Below are 16,357 nucleotides of genomic sequence, written 5' to 3' on the forward strand. Positions count from 1 at the left end.
GTGTATTACTCCTTTGGAAAACTTTGATTAACAGCCGAATTAATTAATTGGTCAGCAACTAAATATGGTTCTGTTATATGTGCCGCATCCTGATATTTCTGATTAAATTCCGCTGTCGTTGTCATTGCATGCTCATTTCTTGCCCAATTTCTTCTAGCAACGCCACCCATCACATCCCACAAAATTGCTTTCTTAATAATCTCATCAACACGAGTGCTCCCATCTAAAACAAGTCCAAATCCACCATTAATGGCACGTCCTACACCAACACCACCACCATTGTGTAAAGCAACCAGACTCATCCCACGGGCCGCGTTTCCAGCAAAACATTGAACTGCCATATCCGCCATAACGTTACTGCCATCATGAATATTTGAAGTTTCTCTAAATGGAGAATCTGTCCCACTAACATCGTGATGATCACGTCCTATCATCACAGTTCCTACCTTACCTTCACGAACAAGTTCATTGAATTTGAGAGCGATTTGAATTCTGCCAAGCGCATCTTGATACAAAATTCGCGCTTGTGTTCCGACAACAAGCTCATTTTTTTCTGCATCTCTAATCCAATTGTAGTTATCCATATCTTGATAACGTCGATTTTTATCAATCGATTCCATTGCAGCTTCATCGGTTTTTTGCAAATCCTCCTTCTTACCCGATAGACATACCCATCTGAAAGGACCATATCCATAGTCAAATAAATTAGGTCCCATGATATCCTCAACATAGGATGGAAAGATAAACCCATCCTTGTCATCAACACCATTCTTTGAAACTTCTTTCACTCCTGCATCATAAACAGCTTTCAAGAAAGAATTGCCATAATCAAAGAAATAGGTTCCCTTTTTATCCAATTTTTTGATTAATTCAAAGTGTTTCTTCAATGTTTCATCAACTAATTGATTGAACTTAGTGCGATTTTCTCCAAGCAGCTTGGTCCTTTCATCAAAGGTAATCCCTTGTGGGCAGTACCCTCCCTCATAAACTGCATGGCACGATGTCTGATCTGATAACAAGTCAACCTTAATATCATTTGTAACAGCATAATCTAGAAGATCTACTACATTTCCTTCATAGGCAATTGATAAAGCTTTGCTCTCTACTTGTGCTTTTTTGGCTCTCGCAAACACTTCATGCAAATCCGAAAGGGAAAGATCAACCCATCCCTGGTCATGTCTTGTTTTAATTCTCGAAGGATCAACCTCTGCAATAATTGAGACCGCCCCAGCTATTTTTGCAGCCTTGGGTTGTGCTCCGCTCATACCTCCTAGACCTGAACTAATAAATAATTTTCCCGCTAAATCTTCGTCTAATGGAATCCCTAACTTTTGGCGTCCCGCATTCAATAGTGTATTATATGTACCATGGACAATACCTTGCGGACCAATATACATCCATCCACCGGCAGTCATTTGCCCGTAGTTCGCAACACCCATTTCTTCAGCAATTTCCCAATCATTTTGATTATCGAATTCCCCTATCATTAAAGCATTAGTGATAATAACTCTGGGTGCAGATTCATCTGATGGAAATAACCCGACTGGATGTCCTGACTCAATCACCAAAGTTTGCTTACTCGTTAATCTTTCTAGATATTTCTTGATAAGTCGATATTGCATCCAATTCTGACACACACTACCAGTTTCACCATAAGTAACAAGTTCATACGGATAAAGCCCGACCTCAAAGTCAAGATTATTCTCAATCATGACTTGAAAAGCCTTACCTTCAACACAGTTACCCTTGTAATCGTTAATTGAATGCCCATAAATCCGGCCTGCTGGTCTAAATCTATAACCATAAATTCGGCCTTTTGTATATAATTCGTTCAAAAACTCTGGAATTAATTTTTCATGAAACTTGACTGGAATATATCTTAAAGCATTCCTCAAGGCTATTTTGGTCTGTGCCTCAGTTAGTCTAAACCCACGTGAAGGTGCTCTTCTGATTCCTTCAACAAATTCTGGATATTCTGGAAGTTGATCATTTTCAATTAATGTCAATTCAATCAGTGTTGGTCCCCCAGCTTCCATTATTTTACCTAATGTATCTATCATTTTCTTATCCTGCTCTTTGAGATCTGACATTTTAGTCTGCCGCCTTTCATATTAATTTATCGTTTCAAAATATTTCATAGTATCATTGACCTTACTCAAGACTGCAGCTTCAGATACTTTAACCAATTCTCCGTCTTCAACAGTCGCTTCTCCGTCAATAATTACAGTCGAGATTGCATCAGGTTGCAGTGAATAGACAATATTTGGCAACATCTGTTCTAAGTTGGTGCTCAATGGATTCATTGAGAAGTTATTCAAGTCAATTCCTACAAAGTCAGCAAGTTGGCCTGCCTTTATTTCCCCCACATTCAGATCAAGTTGCTTACCACCGTTTTTTGTTCCCATATCAAATGCTTGCTTACATTTAACACAAAGCGCATCTCTTGTAACCGCCTTTTGCAGCAAAGCTGTCATTCGCATTTCTTCAAAAACACTAATCCGGTTATTGCCACATGCTCCATCACTCCCTAATGAAATATTGATATTATTATTAACCATCCTAGGGATATTAGTTATTCCATCAGCTAAGAACATGTTACTGGATGGACAGTAATTGAGTGCTGCGTGATTATCTCCCAATAACTTTACTTCATTTTCCTCAAGCCATACTCCATGAGTAATTACTAGGCTAGAATCCACAACTCCTAACTCATCCAAGTACTCAACAGTTCTTTTATTGTGTTCTTTAAGCATTGCGTCAACTTCAAAGGTTTCTTCAGCAACATGCATATGGAATTTAGTTCCCATTTCAAGTGCAAGCTTATGACCTGCTTGAATCATCTTAGGACTCGCACCATGAAGGCTGTGTGGGGCAGGAATAACAGTAACCATTGAATCATTTTCGTATTTCAGTGCCAATTGCCTTGTATTATTAACGGCCTCATCGATAGTTTCAAGATAACCCGCAGGTGCTCCATCCCAATCGTACATGGTACGTGCTAAAACTAGCCGAATACCAATGTCTTTAGCCGCCTGAATAACCGCTTCGTCCGACTCAGTTCCATAATTATGTAAATAAAAGAAATCACAGACTGAGGTGACACCACACTTCATCATTTCAGCATAAGCAAATAATGCACCGTTATAAATATCTTCTAGTCTCATTTCTGGTGAGTACTTATATAACGAGTTATCACGCCATTTTAAAAAGGATTGATCAATTGCGATTCCTCGCAATAAGCTTTGAAAAGAATGATTATGTGTATTCACTGTTCCTGGTACAAAAACCGTGTCATGATATTCTTTTTGGATAAAATCTGGAAACTCTGAAATCACTTCATTAGCAGGAGCAACTTTGACAATCCGATTGCCCTCAATGGCAATTCCGTAATCCACTTTAAAATTATCTTTAAAATATATATACTTAGGAAGTAGTATTTTATTCATTAGTCCAGCTCCTCATCTAACTTAAGAATTGCATTGAGTAAGACATTCCCTGCTGTCTCAATATCTTCAATCCTTGAATATTCTTCCTTACAATGACTTTTTCCATCAATACTTTTTACGAAGAGCATGCCTGAACGTCCGATTTTAGCCAGATTAGCTGCATCATGTCCCGCCATACTCGTCATTTTCTGCGGTTGATATCCAAAATTCTGCTCAACTGTTTCGGATAAAGCATCGATTATTTTATCATTCAAATCAGCTGGCTTTTGATTAAGAATCTTCTCTCTATTTAGCTTTAAGCCTTTTTCTTCCAGCTTCATAAAACACTGATCCAAGAACTTAATAGTTTGCTGAACCTTTTCCCAATTACCCGAACGAACATCTATATTGAATCTTACTTCACCAGGAATTATATTAGCCGCATTTGGTTTGACTTCTGCAAATCCAATAGTTCCAACGACAGGATCACACGGTTCAAATTCACTTAGAAACTTTCTCAATTCTAGATTAATCCAGCTCATTGCAAGTAATGCATCTTTGCGATGTTTAAGGTCGGTCGTCCCAGCATGGTTGGCTTCTCCTTTTAATTCAATTAATTCACGGTAGATACCTGTAATCTTTGAAACCACAGCAACAGGCTCATTTCTCTCGAATAATCTTCTACCTTGCTCAATATGACATTCTAAAAAAGCTGCAAAACTATTAGGCGCGAGTGTATTTTCATCAATATGCTTAAAATCTCCACCTAATCTGTCAATTGCTTCTGAAAGAGCTTCGTGTGTTTCAATATGATTGAATCTTTTAAGATAATCCTGACCAACTACTCCTGATATTATCTTGCTTCCAAGCGTGGAAATCTGATACGGATTTGGTTCTTCGCCTGTTAGTGAAATAACTTTGAGTGGATGTCTTAAATTTATCTTGTTCTCGGCCAGAGTTTGCGTTACTTCTGTTGCTAGAAGGACACCAAGCGCCCCATCATATTTTCCACCTTCGGGAACACTATCATTGTGCGATCCGACAATTATAGGAGCCAGCTCTTTTTCATTACTATAAGGGTAATCACCCCATAAGTTTGCGCCTACATCCGTTGTAATCTTCTTGACAATATTTTTTTGCCAATATTCCTTAATCCATTCACGGGAATCAATATCGGCCTGACTTGCGAGAGAACGATTGACACCACCTTCATCACTCAAGCCTATTTCACCTAATTCAAGAATGTTTTGTTGAATTCTTTCTTTGTTTATTTTTAGTTTGACCTCTTTAATATTATTCAAATTACCAACCTTTCTAACAATAACATTTTCAATAAAAACTACAAAATTTTAGATGTTTCAACACGGATTACTTCGCTGGCAATTCTTTTATATTCAAGAAATTTTTCAGTCAATCTAGTTTCAAATGTTCTTTTATTTCCCAAATCAATATCTAGTATTTCTTTAATCTCTCCTGGGTGTGAGCTCATAATAATTACTCTGTTCGAAAGTAAGATTGCTTCTTCAACATCATGTGTTACCATCAAAATTGTTTTCGGTGATTCCTGCCATATTCCCAGTAATAATTCCTGCATAACTTCTCTGGTTTGCATATCAAGTGCACCAAAAGGCTCATCTAATAAAAGAACCTCTGGATCATTAGCAAGACCTCTAGCTAATGCAACACGCTGCTTCATTCCCCCAGAAAGATTCTTAGGGAATAAGTCTTCAAACCCCTTTAACCCAACTAATTTAATATATTCTTTTGCTATCTTTTCACGTTTACTCTTCTCAACCTTCTTTTGTTTTAACCCAAATTCAATATTTTTCTGCACACTCATCCAAGGAAAAAGACTGTATTGTTGAAAAACCATACCTCTGTCTACTCTTGGGCCATCAACAATTGCGTCATGGCATATTACTTCTCCTTCAGAAGCCGTTTCCAATCCCCCAATTATTCTTAGTAATGTTGACTTTCCACATCCAGAGGTTCCGAGGATTGAAACAAACTCCTTATCTTGTATTCCTAAATTAATATTTTTTAGTGCTTGAACATCTCCTGATTTTGTTTCGAAAACTTTCGAAACATTTTTAACTACAATACTTTCTACCATTAAAGTTCCTCCTAAAAATTCCACGAAAATACCTTTTTATTAATAATTGTTAGCCCTGTATCAACTATTAGGCCAATAATTCCTAAGGTTAAAATTCCGACAAAAATACTATCTATTTGGAACGTTCTCTGTGCTTGTAGAATGCTAAAACCAATTCCTGAAGAAGCACCAACTATTTCGGCTACAATTACGTATGTCCATGCCCATCCCAATACGATTCTAATAGTATCCATTATGTTTGGTAGACTCTTGGGTAAAATAATCTTCCATAAAACATCAAAAGTGTTAGTTCCCAATGTATAGGAAACTTCGATTAAAGAAGTTTCTACATCTCTGATATTATTTGCAATCATTAATACAAGTTGTGGTAAGCTTCCTAAAATGATGACAGCTATTTTTTCTGATTCCCCAATTCCTATCCAAAATATGAACAGTGGTATAAAAGCGGAAGCTGGCATATATCTTACAAATGAGAAAACAGGCTCTAGTAAAGCAGCAAAGGGGCTATATGCCCCCACCAAAATTCCTAATGGTATTGCTACTATGAGTGCAATAATAAATCCTGACATAACACGATAAACTGTTATCCCAATATCACTCCAAAAACCATTTGCAAACATTGTGTGCATTGCCTTGAACGTCTCCCCCGGAGTCGGGACAAACATAGATCCCACTATCTTCCCATATGTGATGAAACTCCACAGACCTAAAATAATAACAAATGAAAATATTCCTAAAAAAATGGAAACCTTTTTTGGTATCTTTCTTTGCGGTGCCATTATATTTACAAGCAACGTTTTTTTCTTTTTTTTTGGTTTATCTTTTTCTAAACTTAACTGTTTCAAGCAATTCACCACTTTCTATTTTGGAGGAACTATTTTATTTCATTTACAAATTTAGGATTAGTAACTTTATTAACATTAGCCTTTTTATTAGAAATTTTGGATGTATACCAGAGATCTGAAGCAACTTTAGATATTTTGTAAATATTCCCCTTGTTTTTCTTTGTCCCAAAGTACTTTTTATTTTCCTTATTATCATATAGTTTTATTTGTGTTGTCATTTCAGACTTCAATTTAGAAGCAGTAATTCCTGCTTTTTTACTCATAATCTTGTAAGCATCTTTAGGATTTGACTTCATATACGCTAATGCTTTGTACCAACCTTTTATAATACCTTTAACTTGGTTAGGATGTTTTTTTATAAAACTCGTGCTTAATCCTAATGTGTCGACAATTATTCCTGGTGAGCTTTTACTAGACATTACAACATGTCCATTTTTTGTTGCCTTTGCCTTGCTTAACCATGGCTGCCATGTCATTGCAGCATCTACCTTACCAGCTACAAAAGCACTACCCGCAGCTCCTGAGTCCATAGAATCAACTTTTATATCTGACAATTTCATATTATTTTTTTGTAGCATGTAATTAAACCAAAAATAACTTGCTCCACCAGTCGTATCTAATGCAACTGTCTTTCCTTTCAAGTCTTTAAAACTTTTTATACTCTTATTCCCAACTAATCCATCAGCACCTGTCGATGTATCTAAAGCTAAAATATTCTGAATTTTTAAGCCACTTGCAGCACTCAAAACATTTGTATCTAAAGATGTTGCTATTCCCTGAATCTTTCCGGCAGCTAACGCACTCTTACTGTCTGACTTACTTTCAATATCCTTAATTTGAACTTTAACTCCATAATCTTTAAAAAAACCTTTTTCTTCTGCCAAATCTAAAGGATAAAATCCTATCCATGAAGAATGTGCGATTTTCACGGTATTATTGCTACTGGCAGAAACTTTGGTACTGACAATTAACAGAGCTAACAACATTGCAAGTACTATTTTCCCCAGATTTCTCTTATTTTTTAGCATAATTTTCATATTTATCATATAAACTCCCCTTATCATTTATGTTGACAACATCATCAGTTAACTTTCCTTCCAGTAAAGATATTCCATTTTTGGTAGACCTATTCTTTAATTCATTAATTGATTGTATTGATAGATACGAAATATGCGGTGTAACTATCACATTGCTGTTCAAGAATTTTTCATAATATTCTTTCTCAGGTGGCTCGCGTTCTATGACATCTAAAATAGCTCCACCAATTTTTTTTTCTTCAACAGCTTCTAGTAACTCATCTTCTTTTAAAATTGCTCCTCTAGCAGTGTTTATTAATACTCCTGTGGGTTTCATTTTCAGAAATTCTTTCTTGCCTAACATATGTTTCGTTTTCTCACTTAAATTACAATGAATTGTTACAAAATCAGCAATTGCTAGTCCTTCTTCGAGTTCTACTATTTTAACATTGTTCTCGTTTTCACCATTTTTATATCTAGGATCATAAGCATATACTTTCATCCCTAAATTTTGTGCTGCTTTTGCGACAAATTGTCCAATTCTGCCAAAACCTATCACAAAAAGTTTCTGCTCATTTAATCTATTTTGCAACTTATTAATGGCTTTAAGTCCCCATAAGTCAGCTTCAATCACATCCTCAAAAGAATCAAGTGCTTTGTTTGAATGTAACATCGCATCTATTACATATTCAGCGATATCTTCTTTGCAATAATTTTTAACATTAGTTACTGGTATCCCCATTTCTGCAGCTGTTTCAATGTCAACTCGATCATAACCACCTCCGAACAATGCAATTCCTTTGCAACTCTTCAACCTTCTGATTACATTTCCCGGAATAGCCGCATACACTTGAGCAAGCACAACATCTACCTTATCTCCCCATTTTCTTAAATCTTTTTCATAATCATATGTTGAGAACTTAATACTTGCCTCTGGATAATACTTTTTTATTATTTCCGTTTCTATATCGTAATCAGACCATTCTTCATCAATTATCCAGAAGAGAGGATTTTTATTTAGCATTTATTATTCTCCTTTCTGAACAAGTTTTATTTCACCATCAGTTGCATTGACTTCTAAAATATCTTTATTTTTCACAGTTTCATTAAATCCAGAATCTACTTTATCAACCAGTGGAATTTCCATGATTATTGAACTAGCAACAAGTGTAGTATCTGCATTTTCAACAATCATTGCTTTGGGACCCATATTGTGCATTTTCAACTGATACATGCCATCTGCCTGAACTACAGAACTACCTGTCCCATTAGGAAAAACTAATATTTTGTTTGCAATACTCTTCCCGAAAAGGCTATGATTTCTTTCAATTACAACACCACTTTCAGGATCAATTAAATAAAAGCATATTCCATCTTTTGAAAAAAGAACCTCTCCACTCGTTTTACCTTCAGAAATTTTATGACACTTAAACAAATTGCTTTTTTCTGTCACTTGTAACCTCTCCTTCCAAAGCCGAATATGTGGCATTCTCTAAATCTGTAATAACAAATTCCATACTTCTACGCTTAGTGTAATATGCGCATTTTGGTGAATCAGTAACACCTTTTTTACCGTATAAAAATTTCCAACATGGTTGATCCATACATGTATTAGAAATAATGTTTCCTCCTGCGTCTTCAATAATCTTTAATATTCCCATCTGTTCACATAACCTCATAGTTGGATCTGATGACATGATGAATAATGGAACTGCTAACTTTTTGCCTTCAATTATTTTAGTTACTTTTTGAATTTGTTCGAATGTAAGATGTGGGCATCCAAATAATGCAAAATCTATTTTGCCTATTGGAGCCGAAATCTTATCTCTCACTGAATCTAAATCTTCCTGAGTAATATCAATTTCTTCGGGAATTGAATTACTTTGGAAAGCATCTTCCAATGTATTAGCTTCTGGTGTATACCCTAAAATATGATATATTGCAACATTACCAGAGGTATTCATCTGTGCGCCTAAATTCATTAATGATGCATTTGAAAAATTATTTTTCTCCTTTTTATTTACAAAATTAAACACTGGTATCTTAAATCCTATCTTTAACGGCAACACATATCCTAATAATTGAAAATCAAAATCAGAATCCATCTTGGCAAGAACATTAACTAGAATTTCTCCTTTCCTGTTTTCTTTCATTAAGTAGCCATAATATGGTACTACCCCTGTTACAGCTGCACATAGAGCACTTTGAGCAGATTCCCTGTTTGTTTTTGCACCATAGACAGAATTTACAAAGGGTGTCGCTGAAGACTCAGAATATGAAATAATATCATCTACTTTAGGAACATTTAATTGTAAATATGGCGTACAATCATAAGTCATTAAAGCACCAATTTTTTTGTAAGCATCATCTGTTCTTTTGACTATATTTAAATCCTCACTGCTCAAATTAGTTATTTGACCCATCTGATCCCAATTAAAACTTGGATTAACTGTTGGTCTAATTCTACATTTTGCACCTTGACTCACTAATTTCTCCACAAACCATAAATCAGCTTCTTGATTGCTCAAAGCAACATGTGCTCTCGATATTGGAACCATATATGGTGCATCAAATGCTTCTGCAATTGCAACCTGTATTTTCATAGCAGTTTGCGTCCCTTTACCAAAGTCTCCATTTAACATCTGTTGTTCTGTTAATGAAAGTTTGACCATTGTCTATCCCTCTTTTTATAAATGATTTTATTAATTATTCAGTTAAATGAATGGAATCATTAACTTAGCTGAAGATTAATACATCAACCAAGCTATGTCAAAGAAAAATTTTAAAAATTTGAATAACAAACTTTTTGTATGTTATACATTGTTTTTCAAAATCCAATCTAATTTTAATTTATTTTTAATAACTAACAAAAAATAAGTCAAAAAAACAGGGCTCCTTCTCCTGAGCCTTGTTTTTCATTTGAATATTAACCAAACCTCTACTCTACTTATCGGTAAAAATAAAATCTTTGAGGAGTTGATAAAGCAACTCGATCTCGTAATCTTGAACCTTAATATTGAACTTTTGCTCCACAGGTTGGAAAATTCCACTAGAAAGAGAAATGAAATCTTTTTTTCTAGGAGTTAAAGCTGCTTCTTGGAATGAATTCTCTGAAGCTGTTGTACTTACCAGCATTCGTTCAATCATGAGCGATAAATGCATATATAGATTTAATTTCAGTCTTGGTTCAAATTTTACATTATAGAAATTCTCATAGTGTGCCACGATATCCTGACTTTCTTGAATAACAACGTCTGGATTCAGGATTTGCAACCGCCCACGGATTCCTTCAATCGATAAAAAGCGTAATAATCGCTCAATCAGTAAATTACTTGATTGCTGATTTTCTCCCGTTTGTAGAAGAATTGTTTCTAGTTTTGACGAAACTGTTTTATCAAAAATATTATAAATATTAATAATATCAATTCCCATGTCACCACTAACATCTGTCGTAGTTAAGATCAGCTGTGTATTCGAGAAAAACTGGCGATCATTATTTTTTAGCAATGCATGGAGATGCTTGTAATCAAGAGCAATTACTTCCAATGATGGAGAAAGTGTCTCTTCAATCAACTTTTTTAATTCTTCCGAGAGACCCACACCTGACATGCAGGAAACAATAATATTCTTTCGATTTGATAATCCCTCATAATACTGTGCATCAGTGCTTGAGCTATAATTTTGACTAGCCTCTGCAATCGATTGAAAAATCTCATTACGTTGAATCCGCAGCCCAATATCAAGAGCCATCGCAGTTGTAACGTTATTAACAACTAAAAGTTCCTGATCAGATACCTTTTTAATTTCTCTGAACATTTCTCTTAATGAACCCATATCAAACAAAATAATATTACCCTTTGGAGAAGAACCTTGATCAACTAAGTAATCTCGTACATACGCATTTATTCTATTGATGGAGACATCAATAGGCATATCAAAGGCCTCAAAAAAATAATTACCGCAAAGTGTATTGACAACTTGTTGAATACTTGATGCTGTATGTTCTCCATGCGTAAGTAAAATTGCATTGTAGTGAACTGATTCAAGTTTCTCCGAACATTGTGCCATCAACACAAAAAATGGAATATAGTAGTATGCACTCTGAATATTTTGGGGAGCTATCTCTGTAAGCAGCTGCTTGAACAGATAATGACTCCTTGGATAGCGATTCTTAACTTCAGCCTGAATCTTATGAGTAGATTCGGCAGCAGGCAGATTCTCGCTGCATAGATTGGCAAATACAAATGCAAGTGCCATGTAGCGCCAAAAGTTATCATCATTTTGAAAAACAATTCCATAGCGATGTGTAATAGCTTCCTGTGCAACTTGTCGAATTGTTTGTGCGAGTGTTGTCAAGAGTGATTCACTAACCGTGGTGTCTACTTGATTAAGCGCTTTAAGCACTAAGAAGTTCTGCTCAATAATAGTCTCTCCGCCAAGTAGCGACTCCGACAGCCCTTCAAGCAAGTTATTAGCTGTTGGACCAAGTTGCAGTGCACTCGTGACTAACGAAGTAATTCTTGTTTCCAATAATTGCTGGTTGGGTATTATACAAATTGAATTTTTGTCAGCCTTATTAATTATTAATTGATTAACATCCGGAGTTTTTGCATATGCTTCAGCACACAATAACTGTATTCGATTATTAAGTTCACTAATGCTAACAATATTAGTAAACTTGGCTAACTTAATTAGTGAATGTGGTGAAATTAAGATATTTTTACCTATTTTGTTAGCTTGTCTTTGCAAAAATAAACCAACAAATGTAATTCTTTCATCAAGTGGACGCTTATTAAGCGAACTCAATTTGATTTGCACTAATGCACAGTTGAAATCAACATAATTAGTGTCAGTTAATTCTGCAGTTGCCGAAAAAATAAAGCGAATATTTGTTTCCTCCTGCTGATTAGCAAACATAAAAAGATCGTGCTGTTTTTCCGAATGCAGCACCTGCAAATTTTTGATGTATAAGAAACCCTCTTTTTGCGCACCATCAGCCCTTGAATGAGTGTTGCCTAGATTGTCACCTGCAGCTGATTGGACTTCTCTTTGCAATACACTGAATTTATTTTTATACTTGCCACAATCAATTGTCTCAAAAATTGCTTTTTTGGTAAAAATCCCACGGTGAATTGCTTCCTGATAAATGGCACGAGCAAGCGTTAGTTTACCAGTTCCATGGGCTCCTAGAATAAAAATTGGTAAACCATGATCTGGATAAACAATTGCTTCTACAGCATGATTGATATCATCTCTCAAACTACCACGAAAACCGATTAACTCATCAAAAGCCGATTTTTCATGCTTGACTTGCCAATATACAGGTCGGCTTCCGGTTTTTTTCAATTTACCTTGTTTTTCTAACTTAGATAAATAACTGCTTGTCACACCTCGCGTCAAACCAACGATATCAGCAGCCTGATTAGTTGTAATCCGCTCATCAGGAAATTGTTGCGCAATCGCTGCATAAAGTTTTTCTATAGCATTCAAAAAAATCCCCCCTTAAGCACTAGTGATCATAATTAAGCACAACATTCAAGTGACTTTTTAATAAGATATGCTTAATATAATAAGTGTAAGCGTTGCCTTGATTTAAGTCTAGACAAATCTAAGAAATGTTTTACAAATTTTCAAATGAAAGGGGGTGCTTCCTTCACGATGATTAAGATTGCTCGTGTGTCAAATTTTTCACACGTCTTTGTCAATTATCATCGTTTTTCTGTAAAATTTCATTTACTTTATTTTTACAGAGGGGAAGAGATTAGATGAAATATTTATTACTGGTTAGTCATGGTGACTTCTCAAGTGGATTGAGACAGACTTTAAGTATGTTTGCAGGAGACACTATTAATTCAGTGATTGCCATAGGGTTAAAACCTGATGAAGCTGGTACGACGTTAGAAAATCGCTTTGAAACAATTCTTAGCACACTTCCAACTGATGCTCAGTTTGTTATTTTGGCCGATATCATTGGTGGCAGTCCACTTACAACGGTCTGCAACACCTTGAATAAACACGGCAAGTTACAAGATAGTTTTATAATCGGTGGTATGAATTTTTCCATGGCACTGACTGCACTAATGTCTAAGGATGCTATGGAAGATGCTGAATTAAAGGCAAAAATAATGTCAGAAGCCACAGGTGCAATTAAGTTTTTAGATATAGCTACAGCACCAGAAACTTCTGACGACGATATTTAGAGGGGGTTATAACAATGTCAATTTCATTTGTAAGAATCGATGATCGTATGATTCACGGACTAATCACTGTTCGCTGGGGTAAGGAATATCCATGTGATGGTATTATTGCTGTGAATGATAAAGCTGCTAACAATCCAATTTTAGCAGGAGCATACAAAGCGGCTTCCGACAAAAAAACATTTGTTTGGACGCTTGAACATTTTAATCAGGTAAAAGATAAGGTTGCAAGCTCTGCAACTAAATATTTCTTGATTACTAAAAGCCCATTAGATATGAAAAAAATCTTAGTTGACTTGGATTTTAAACCAAGTGATATAAAAACAGTGATTGTCGGTCCGGGTAACGATCGCGAAAATGCAATAAAACTTGGAGATAATCAGTCATTTACCCAAGAAGAAGGGGATGCCTTTGAAGCAATTGAAAAAAAAGGATACAAAGTAGACTTCGCACTATTGCCCGATCAACGTTTGGGAAATTGGGATAAGTTCAAATCGAAATTTGGTTACTAGATTTTAAAAAGAGGAGGATTTAAAAATGACAATTAGTTGGATTCAAGCGGGACTTTTAGGACTGTTTGCATGCTTATGCTCTAACTCATGTATGGCTGGTCAGGCAGTCGGTAATTATACAATTGGTCGTCCATTAGTCGGTGGTCTGATCTGTGGCCTTATTCTAGGAGATCTTCAGCTAGGAATTGCTTGTGGTGTTGCTATGCAATTGGTTTATATCGCACTTGTTACACCTGGTGGAACTGTTTCTGCTGATGTACGTGCAATTTCTTATATTGGGATTCCCTTAGCAATGGTTGCTATTGCTTCACAAGGATTAAATCCGCTTGGCGGAAGTGCAGCTAACCTTGCTAAGTCAGTTGGGACATTAGTTGGAACTGTTGGGACCGTACTTTATTATTCTGTTGCTACTATGAACTTGGTTTGGCAATCATTTGGATGGAAAGATGTTCATAACGGAAAGCTCAATAAACTAACTGCTGTTAACTTCGGCTGGCCTTGGATTTCTCACGCCCTGTTCTCATTCTTGCCAACAATGCTGCTTACTTATTATGGTGCTACTGCTGTAACAGCCTTACGAAATGCTCTGCCTATGGATGGCGTAGCTATGAAGACTCTGTTCACAGTCGGTGGAATGTTACCATGTGTTGGGATTGCTATCTTACTTCGTCAGATTATAGGTCGGACAGCCGACTTTATTCCCTTCCTTGTAGGTTTCACATTGGCAGCTTCATTGGGACTCAACTTGGTCTCAGTCACAGTTGTTTCACTATTGTTTGCAGTTATTATGTATGAAGTTGAAATGTCAAAGGGTGGTGGCGACCATAATAAAGCTGTGCCTGAAGGGCCGAATGATGACGACGAGGAGGATATTTGATTATGGAAAATACTAATAACTTAAAAAAGCTTGATCACAAAACACTGACAAAATCTTTTCATCGCTGGTTTTGGGGAGCATTAACTTGTTTTTCACAAGAACATATGCAGACTTTTGGTTACATGGCATCAATGCTGCCAATTCTTAAAAAATTGTATCCGAAACATGAAGATCAAGTTAAAGCGATTCAAGCATATACAGCATTTTTTAATACCAACCCCATGTTAGGAACAGTGATCGTCGGTATCACTGCTAGTATGGAACAAGCACGTGCAAATGGAAAAGAAATTGATGGCGAAACAATTAATGATATGCGTGCTGGCCTTATGGGACCGATTGCCGGAATTGGTGATTCATTAATTGATGGAACACTTGTCCCTATTCTTCTGGGAATCTCACTAGGGATGTCAACAGGCGGTTCCCCACTTGGAGCAATTTTCTACATTGTTTCATGGGTACTGATTGCTTACTTCGGACAACGCTTCTTATATTTCCGTGGTTATCGTTTTGGGGATCAAGCCGTTAGTTTCTTAGTTGGTAAGCAAGGAGCTGCTATCCGCCGCGCAATCGGAATTGTTGGAAGTATGGTTGTTGGTGGTGTTCTGGCTTCTTGGGTAAATGTTGAAACTTCACTTAAATTATATGGAGCAAATGGCAAAGTCTTTTTAAATCTTCAAGATAAATTGAACAGTATCTATCCTGGATTATTGACCGTCGTTGTAACTTTATTCTGCTGGTGGTTAATGACTAAGAGACATGTCTCAGCTATTTGGACAATGTTGATTCTTGTAGTAATTTCACTTATTGGTGTTTTGGTTGGCTTCTTCAATCCTGGCCTTTCCTACTAAAACACACGCAATGACAAGGAGGAAAGTAGAAATGACAATTCAAGAAATGAAAAAAGGATATGAGGAAGAGGTTGCATATCAGAAGCATATGCTTAAAAATTTAGGTTACTGGTTTCAGCTTTGGACTACTATCAGTGGTCTTGGAATCGTCTTAATTTACTTTTTCCACCACCAAAATTTTTGGCTTAACATTTTGGGAATCTCCTTGTTTGCAGTAGGTGCTCTGGGCATGATGATATTTGGATATGCAGGTTGGAGAGGGCAACAAAATATTCGTGCACTTATCCATGATTTTGATCAAAAACTTGAATATTTCTATAAAACACACAAGGACACTGTGAGTTCACGTAGAAAAAAGGTTAGCCATTCATAATATTTTTTAATAAATAGAGGAGATGGGGCTGTGCCATAAGTCCTAAGTAAAAGAGCCACATTAGAAAAAATAATAATTTTTCTAGTGTAGCTCTTTTGGTATAATTGAAAATAAAAAAAGCACTGGTTGCAGCCAGCACCTTCAAAAACAA

The 16,357-nt window shown here is 36.0% G+C and carries 15 protein-coding genes; 5 read left to right on the forward strand and 10 right to left on the reverse strand.

From position 1 onward, the window contains the following. Positions 1–5 precede the first annotated feature (5 nt). From FFX44_RS07325 to FFX44_RS07370, 10 genes are all read right to left on the reverse strand, one after another. Positions 6–2,036, reverse strand: coding sequence for a urocanate hydratase (locus FFX44_RS07325; RefSeq protein WP_289979389.1), 2,031 nt, complete (start codon positions 2,034–2,036; stop codon positions 6–8). Positions 2,037–2,111: 75 nt separating this feature from the next. Then, a complete protein-coding gene (locus FFX44_RS07330; RefSeq protein ID WP_289979361.1) occupies positions 2,112–3,446 on the reverse strand; it encodes an amidohydrolase in 1,335 nt (444 codons plus the stop codon). Continuing rightward, complete coding sequence (locus tag FFX44_RS07335; protein ID WP_289979362.1) at positions 3,446–4,726, reverse strand: Zn-dependent hydrolase; 1,281 nt, start codon at positions 4,724–4,726, stop codon at positions 3,446–3,448. Before FFX44_RS07335 ends, FFX44_RS07330 begins: the two co-directional genes overlap by 1 nt. Before the next feature lie 38 nt (positions 4,727–4,764). Further along, positions 4,765–5,538: an ABC transporter ATP-binding protein gene (locus FFX44_RS07340; protein WP_289979363.1), complete on the reverse strand. Its 774-nt coding sequence runs from the start codon at positions 5,536–5,538 to the stop codon at positions 4,765–4,767. A gap of 11 nt (positions 5,539–5,549) precedes the next feature. Continuing rightward, positions 5,550–6,383: an ABC transporter permease gene (locus FFX44_RS07345; RefSeq protein ID WP_289979364.1), complete on the reverse strand. Its 834-nt coding sequence runs from the start codon at positions 6,381–6,383 to the stop codon at positions 5,550–5,552. 29 nt (positions 6,384–6,412) lie between these two features. Further along, on the reverse strand, positions 6,413–7,429 hold the full coding sequence (locus FFX44_RS07350; protein WP_289979365.1) for an ABC transporter substrate-binding protein: 1,017 nt from the start codon (positions 7,427–7,429) through the stop codon (positions 6,413–6,415). Next, entirely contained in the window at positions 7,398–8,423 is a 1,026-nt protein-coding gene (locus FFX44_RS07355) for an NAD(P)-dependent oxidoreductase (protein WP_289979367.1), read from the reverse strand. The genes FFX44_RS07350 and FFX44_RS07355 overlap by 32 nt, the downstream gene beginning before the upstream one ends. Positions 8,424–8,426: 3 nt before the next feature. Next, entirely contained in the window at positions 8,427–8,852 is a 426-nt protein-coding gene (locus FFX44_RS07360) for a DUF126 domain-containing protein (protein ID WP_289979369.1), read from the reverse strand. Then, entirely contained in the window at positions 8,827–10,071 is a 1,245-nt protein-coding gene (locus FFX44_RS07365) for an aconitase X catalytic domain-containing protein (protein ID WP_289979370.1), read from the reverse strand. Before FFX44_RS07365 ends, FFX44_RS07360 begins: the two co-directional genes overlap by 26 nt. Positions 10,072–10,342: 271 nt before the next feature. After that, the gene (locus tag FFX44_RS07370; protein WP_289979372.1) at positions 10,343–12,889 is read right to left on the reverse strand and encodes a PRD domain-containing protein; all 2,547 of its coding nucleotides are present in this window, start codon (positions 12,887–12,889) and stop codon (positions 10,343–10,345) included. A 275-nt stretch (positions 12,890–13,164) separates the two neighbouring features. Here FFX44_RS07370 and FFX44_RS07375 point away from each other — a divergent pair, with 275 nt between their 5' ends. Genes FFX44_RS07375 through FFX44_RS07395 form a run of 5 tightly spaced genes read left to right on the forward strand, consistent with a single transcriptional unit; the run spans position 13,165 to position 16,206 of the window. Beyond that, complete coding sequence (locus FFX44_RS07375; protein WP_289979374.1) at positions 13,165–13,599, forward strand: PTS fructose transporter subunit IIA; 435 nt, start codon at positions 13,165–13,167, stop codon at positions 13,597–13,599. Positions 13,600–13,613: 14 nt separating this feature from the next. Next, on the forward strand, positions 13,614–14,108 hold the full coding sequence (locus FFX44_RS07380; RefSeq protein ID WP_289979375.1) for a PTS sugar transporter subunit IIB: 495 nt from the start codon (positions 13,614–13,616) through the stop codon (positions 14,106–14,108). Between the two features lie 25 nt (positions 14,109–14,133). Next, positions 14,134–14,985, forward strand: coding sequence for a PTS sugar transporter subunit IIC (locus FFX44_RS07385; protein ID WP_289979377.1), 852 nt, complete (start codon positions 14,134–14,136; stop codon positions 14,983–14,985). Positions 14,986–14,987: 2 nt separating this feature from the next. Then, positions 14,988–15,833, forward strand: a complete 846-nt coding sequence (locus tag FFX44_RS07390) for a PTS system mannose/fructose/sorbose family transporter subunit IID (RefSeq protein ID WP_289979379.1) — start codon at positions 14,988–14,990, stop codon at positions 15,831–15,833. A gap of 31 nt (positions 15,834–15,864) precedes the next feature. Beyond that, positions 15,865–16,206 carry a DUF202 domain-containing protein gene (locus tag FFX44_RS07395; protein ID WP_289979380.1) on the forward strand — a complete coding sequence of 114 codons (342 nt, stop codon included), beginning with the start codon at positions 15,865–15,867 and terminating at the stop codon, positions 16,204–16,206. The last annotated feature ends 151 nt before the right edge of the window (positions 16,207–16,357 follow it).

This window comes from Lactobacillus sp. UCMA15818, from assembly GCF_030400225.1.
GTDB lineage: Bacteria > Bacillota > Bacilli > Lactobacillales > Lactobacillaceae > Liquorilactobacillus.

What these genes read in the sequence shown, in the direction of transcription:
- FFX44_RS07325 (WP_289979389.1), bottom strand. Translation starts at nt 2,036, where the DNA reads ATGGAAGCTGGGGGACCAACACTGATTGAATTGACATTAATTGAAAAT.
- FFX44_RS07365 (WP_289979370.1), bottom strand. Translation starts at nt 10,071, where the DNA reads ATGGTCAAACTTTCATTAACAGAACAACAGATGTTAAATGGAGACTTT.
- FFX44_RS07375 (WP_289979374.1), top strand. Translation starts at nt 13,165, where the DNA reads ATGAAATATTTATTACTGGTTAGTCATGGTGACTTCTCAAGTGGATTG.
- FFX44_RS07395 (WP_289979380.1), top strand. Translation starts at nt 15,865, where the DNA reads ATGACAATTCAAGAAATGAAAAAAGGATATGAGGAAGAGGTTGCATAT.
- FFX44_RS07355 (WP_289979367.1), bottom strand. Translation starts at nt 8,423, where the DNA reads ATGCTAAATAAAAATCCTCTCTTCTGGATAATTGATGAAGAATGGTCT.
- FFX44_RS07350 (WP_289979365.1), bottom strand. Translation starts at nt 7,429, where the DNA reads ATGATAAATATGAAAATTATGCTAAAAAATAAGAGAAATCTGGGGAAA.
- FFX44_RS07330 (WP_289979361.1), bottom strand. Translation starts at nt 3,446, where the DNA reads ATGAATAAAATACTACTTCCTAAGTATATATATTTTAAAGATAATTTT.
- FFX44_RS07340 (WP_289979363.1), bottom strand. Translation starts at nt 5,538, where the DNA reads ATGGTAGAAAGTATTGTAGTTAAAAATGTTTCGAAAGTTTTCGAAACA.
- FFX44_RS07385 (WP_289979377.1), top strand. Translation starts at nt 14,134, where the DNA reads ATGACAATTAGTTGGATTCAAGCGGGACTTTTAGGACTGTTTGCATGC.
- FFX44_RS07380 (WP_289979375.1), top strand. Translation starts at nt 13,614, where the DNA reads ATGTCAATTTCATTTGTAAGAATCGATGATCGTATGATTCACGGACTA.
- FFX44_RS07390 (WP_289979379.1), top strand. Translation starts at nt 14,988, where the DNA reads ATGGAAAATACTAATAACTTAAAAAAGCTTGATCACAAAACACTGACA.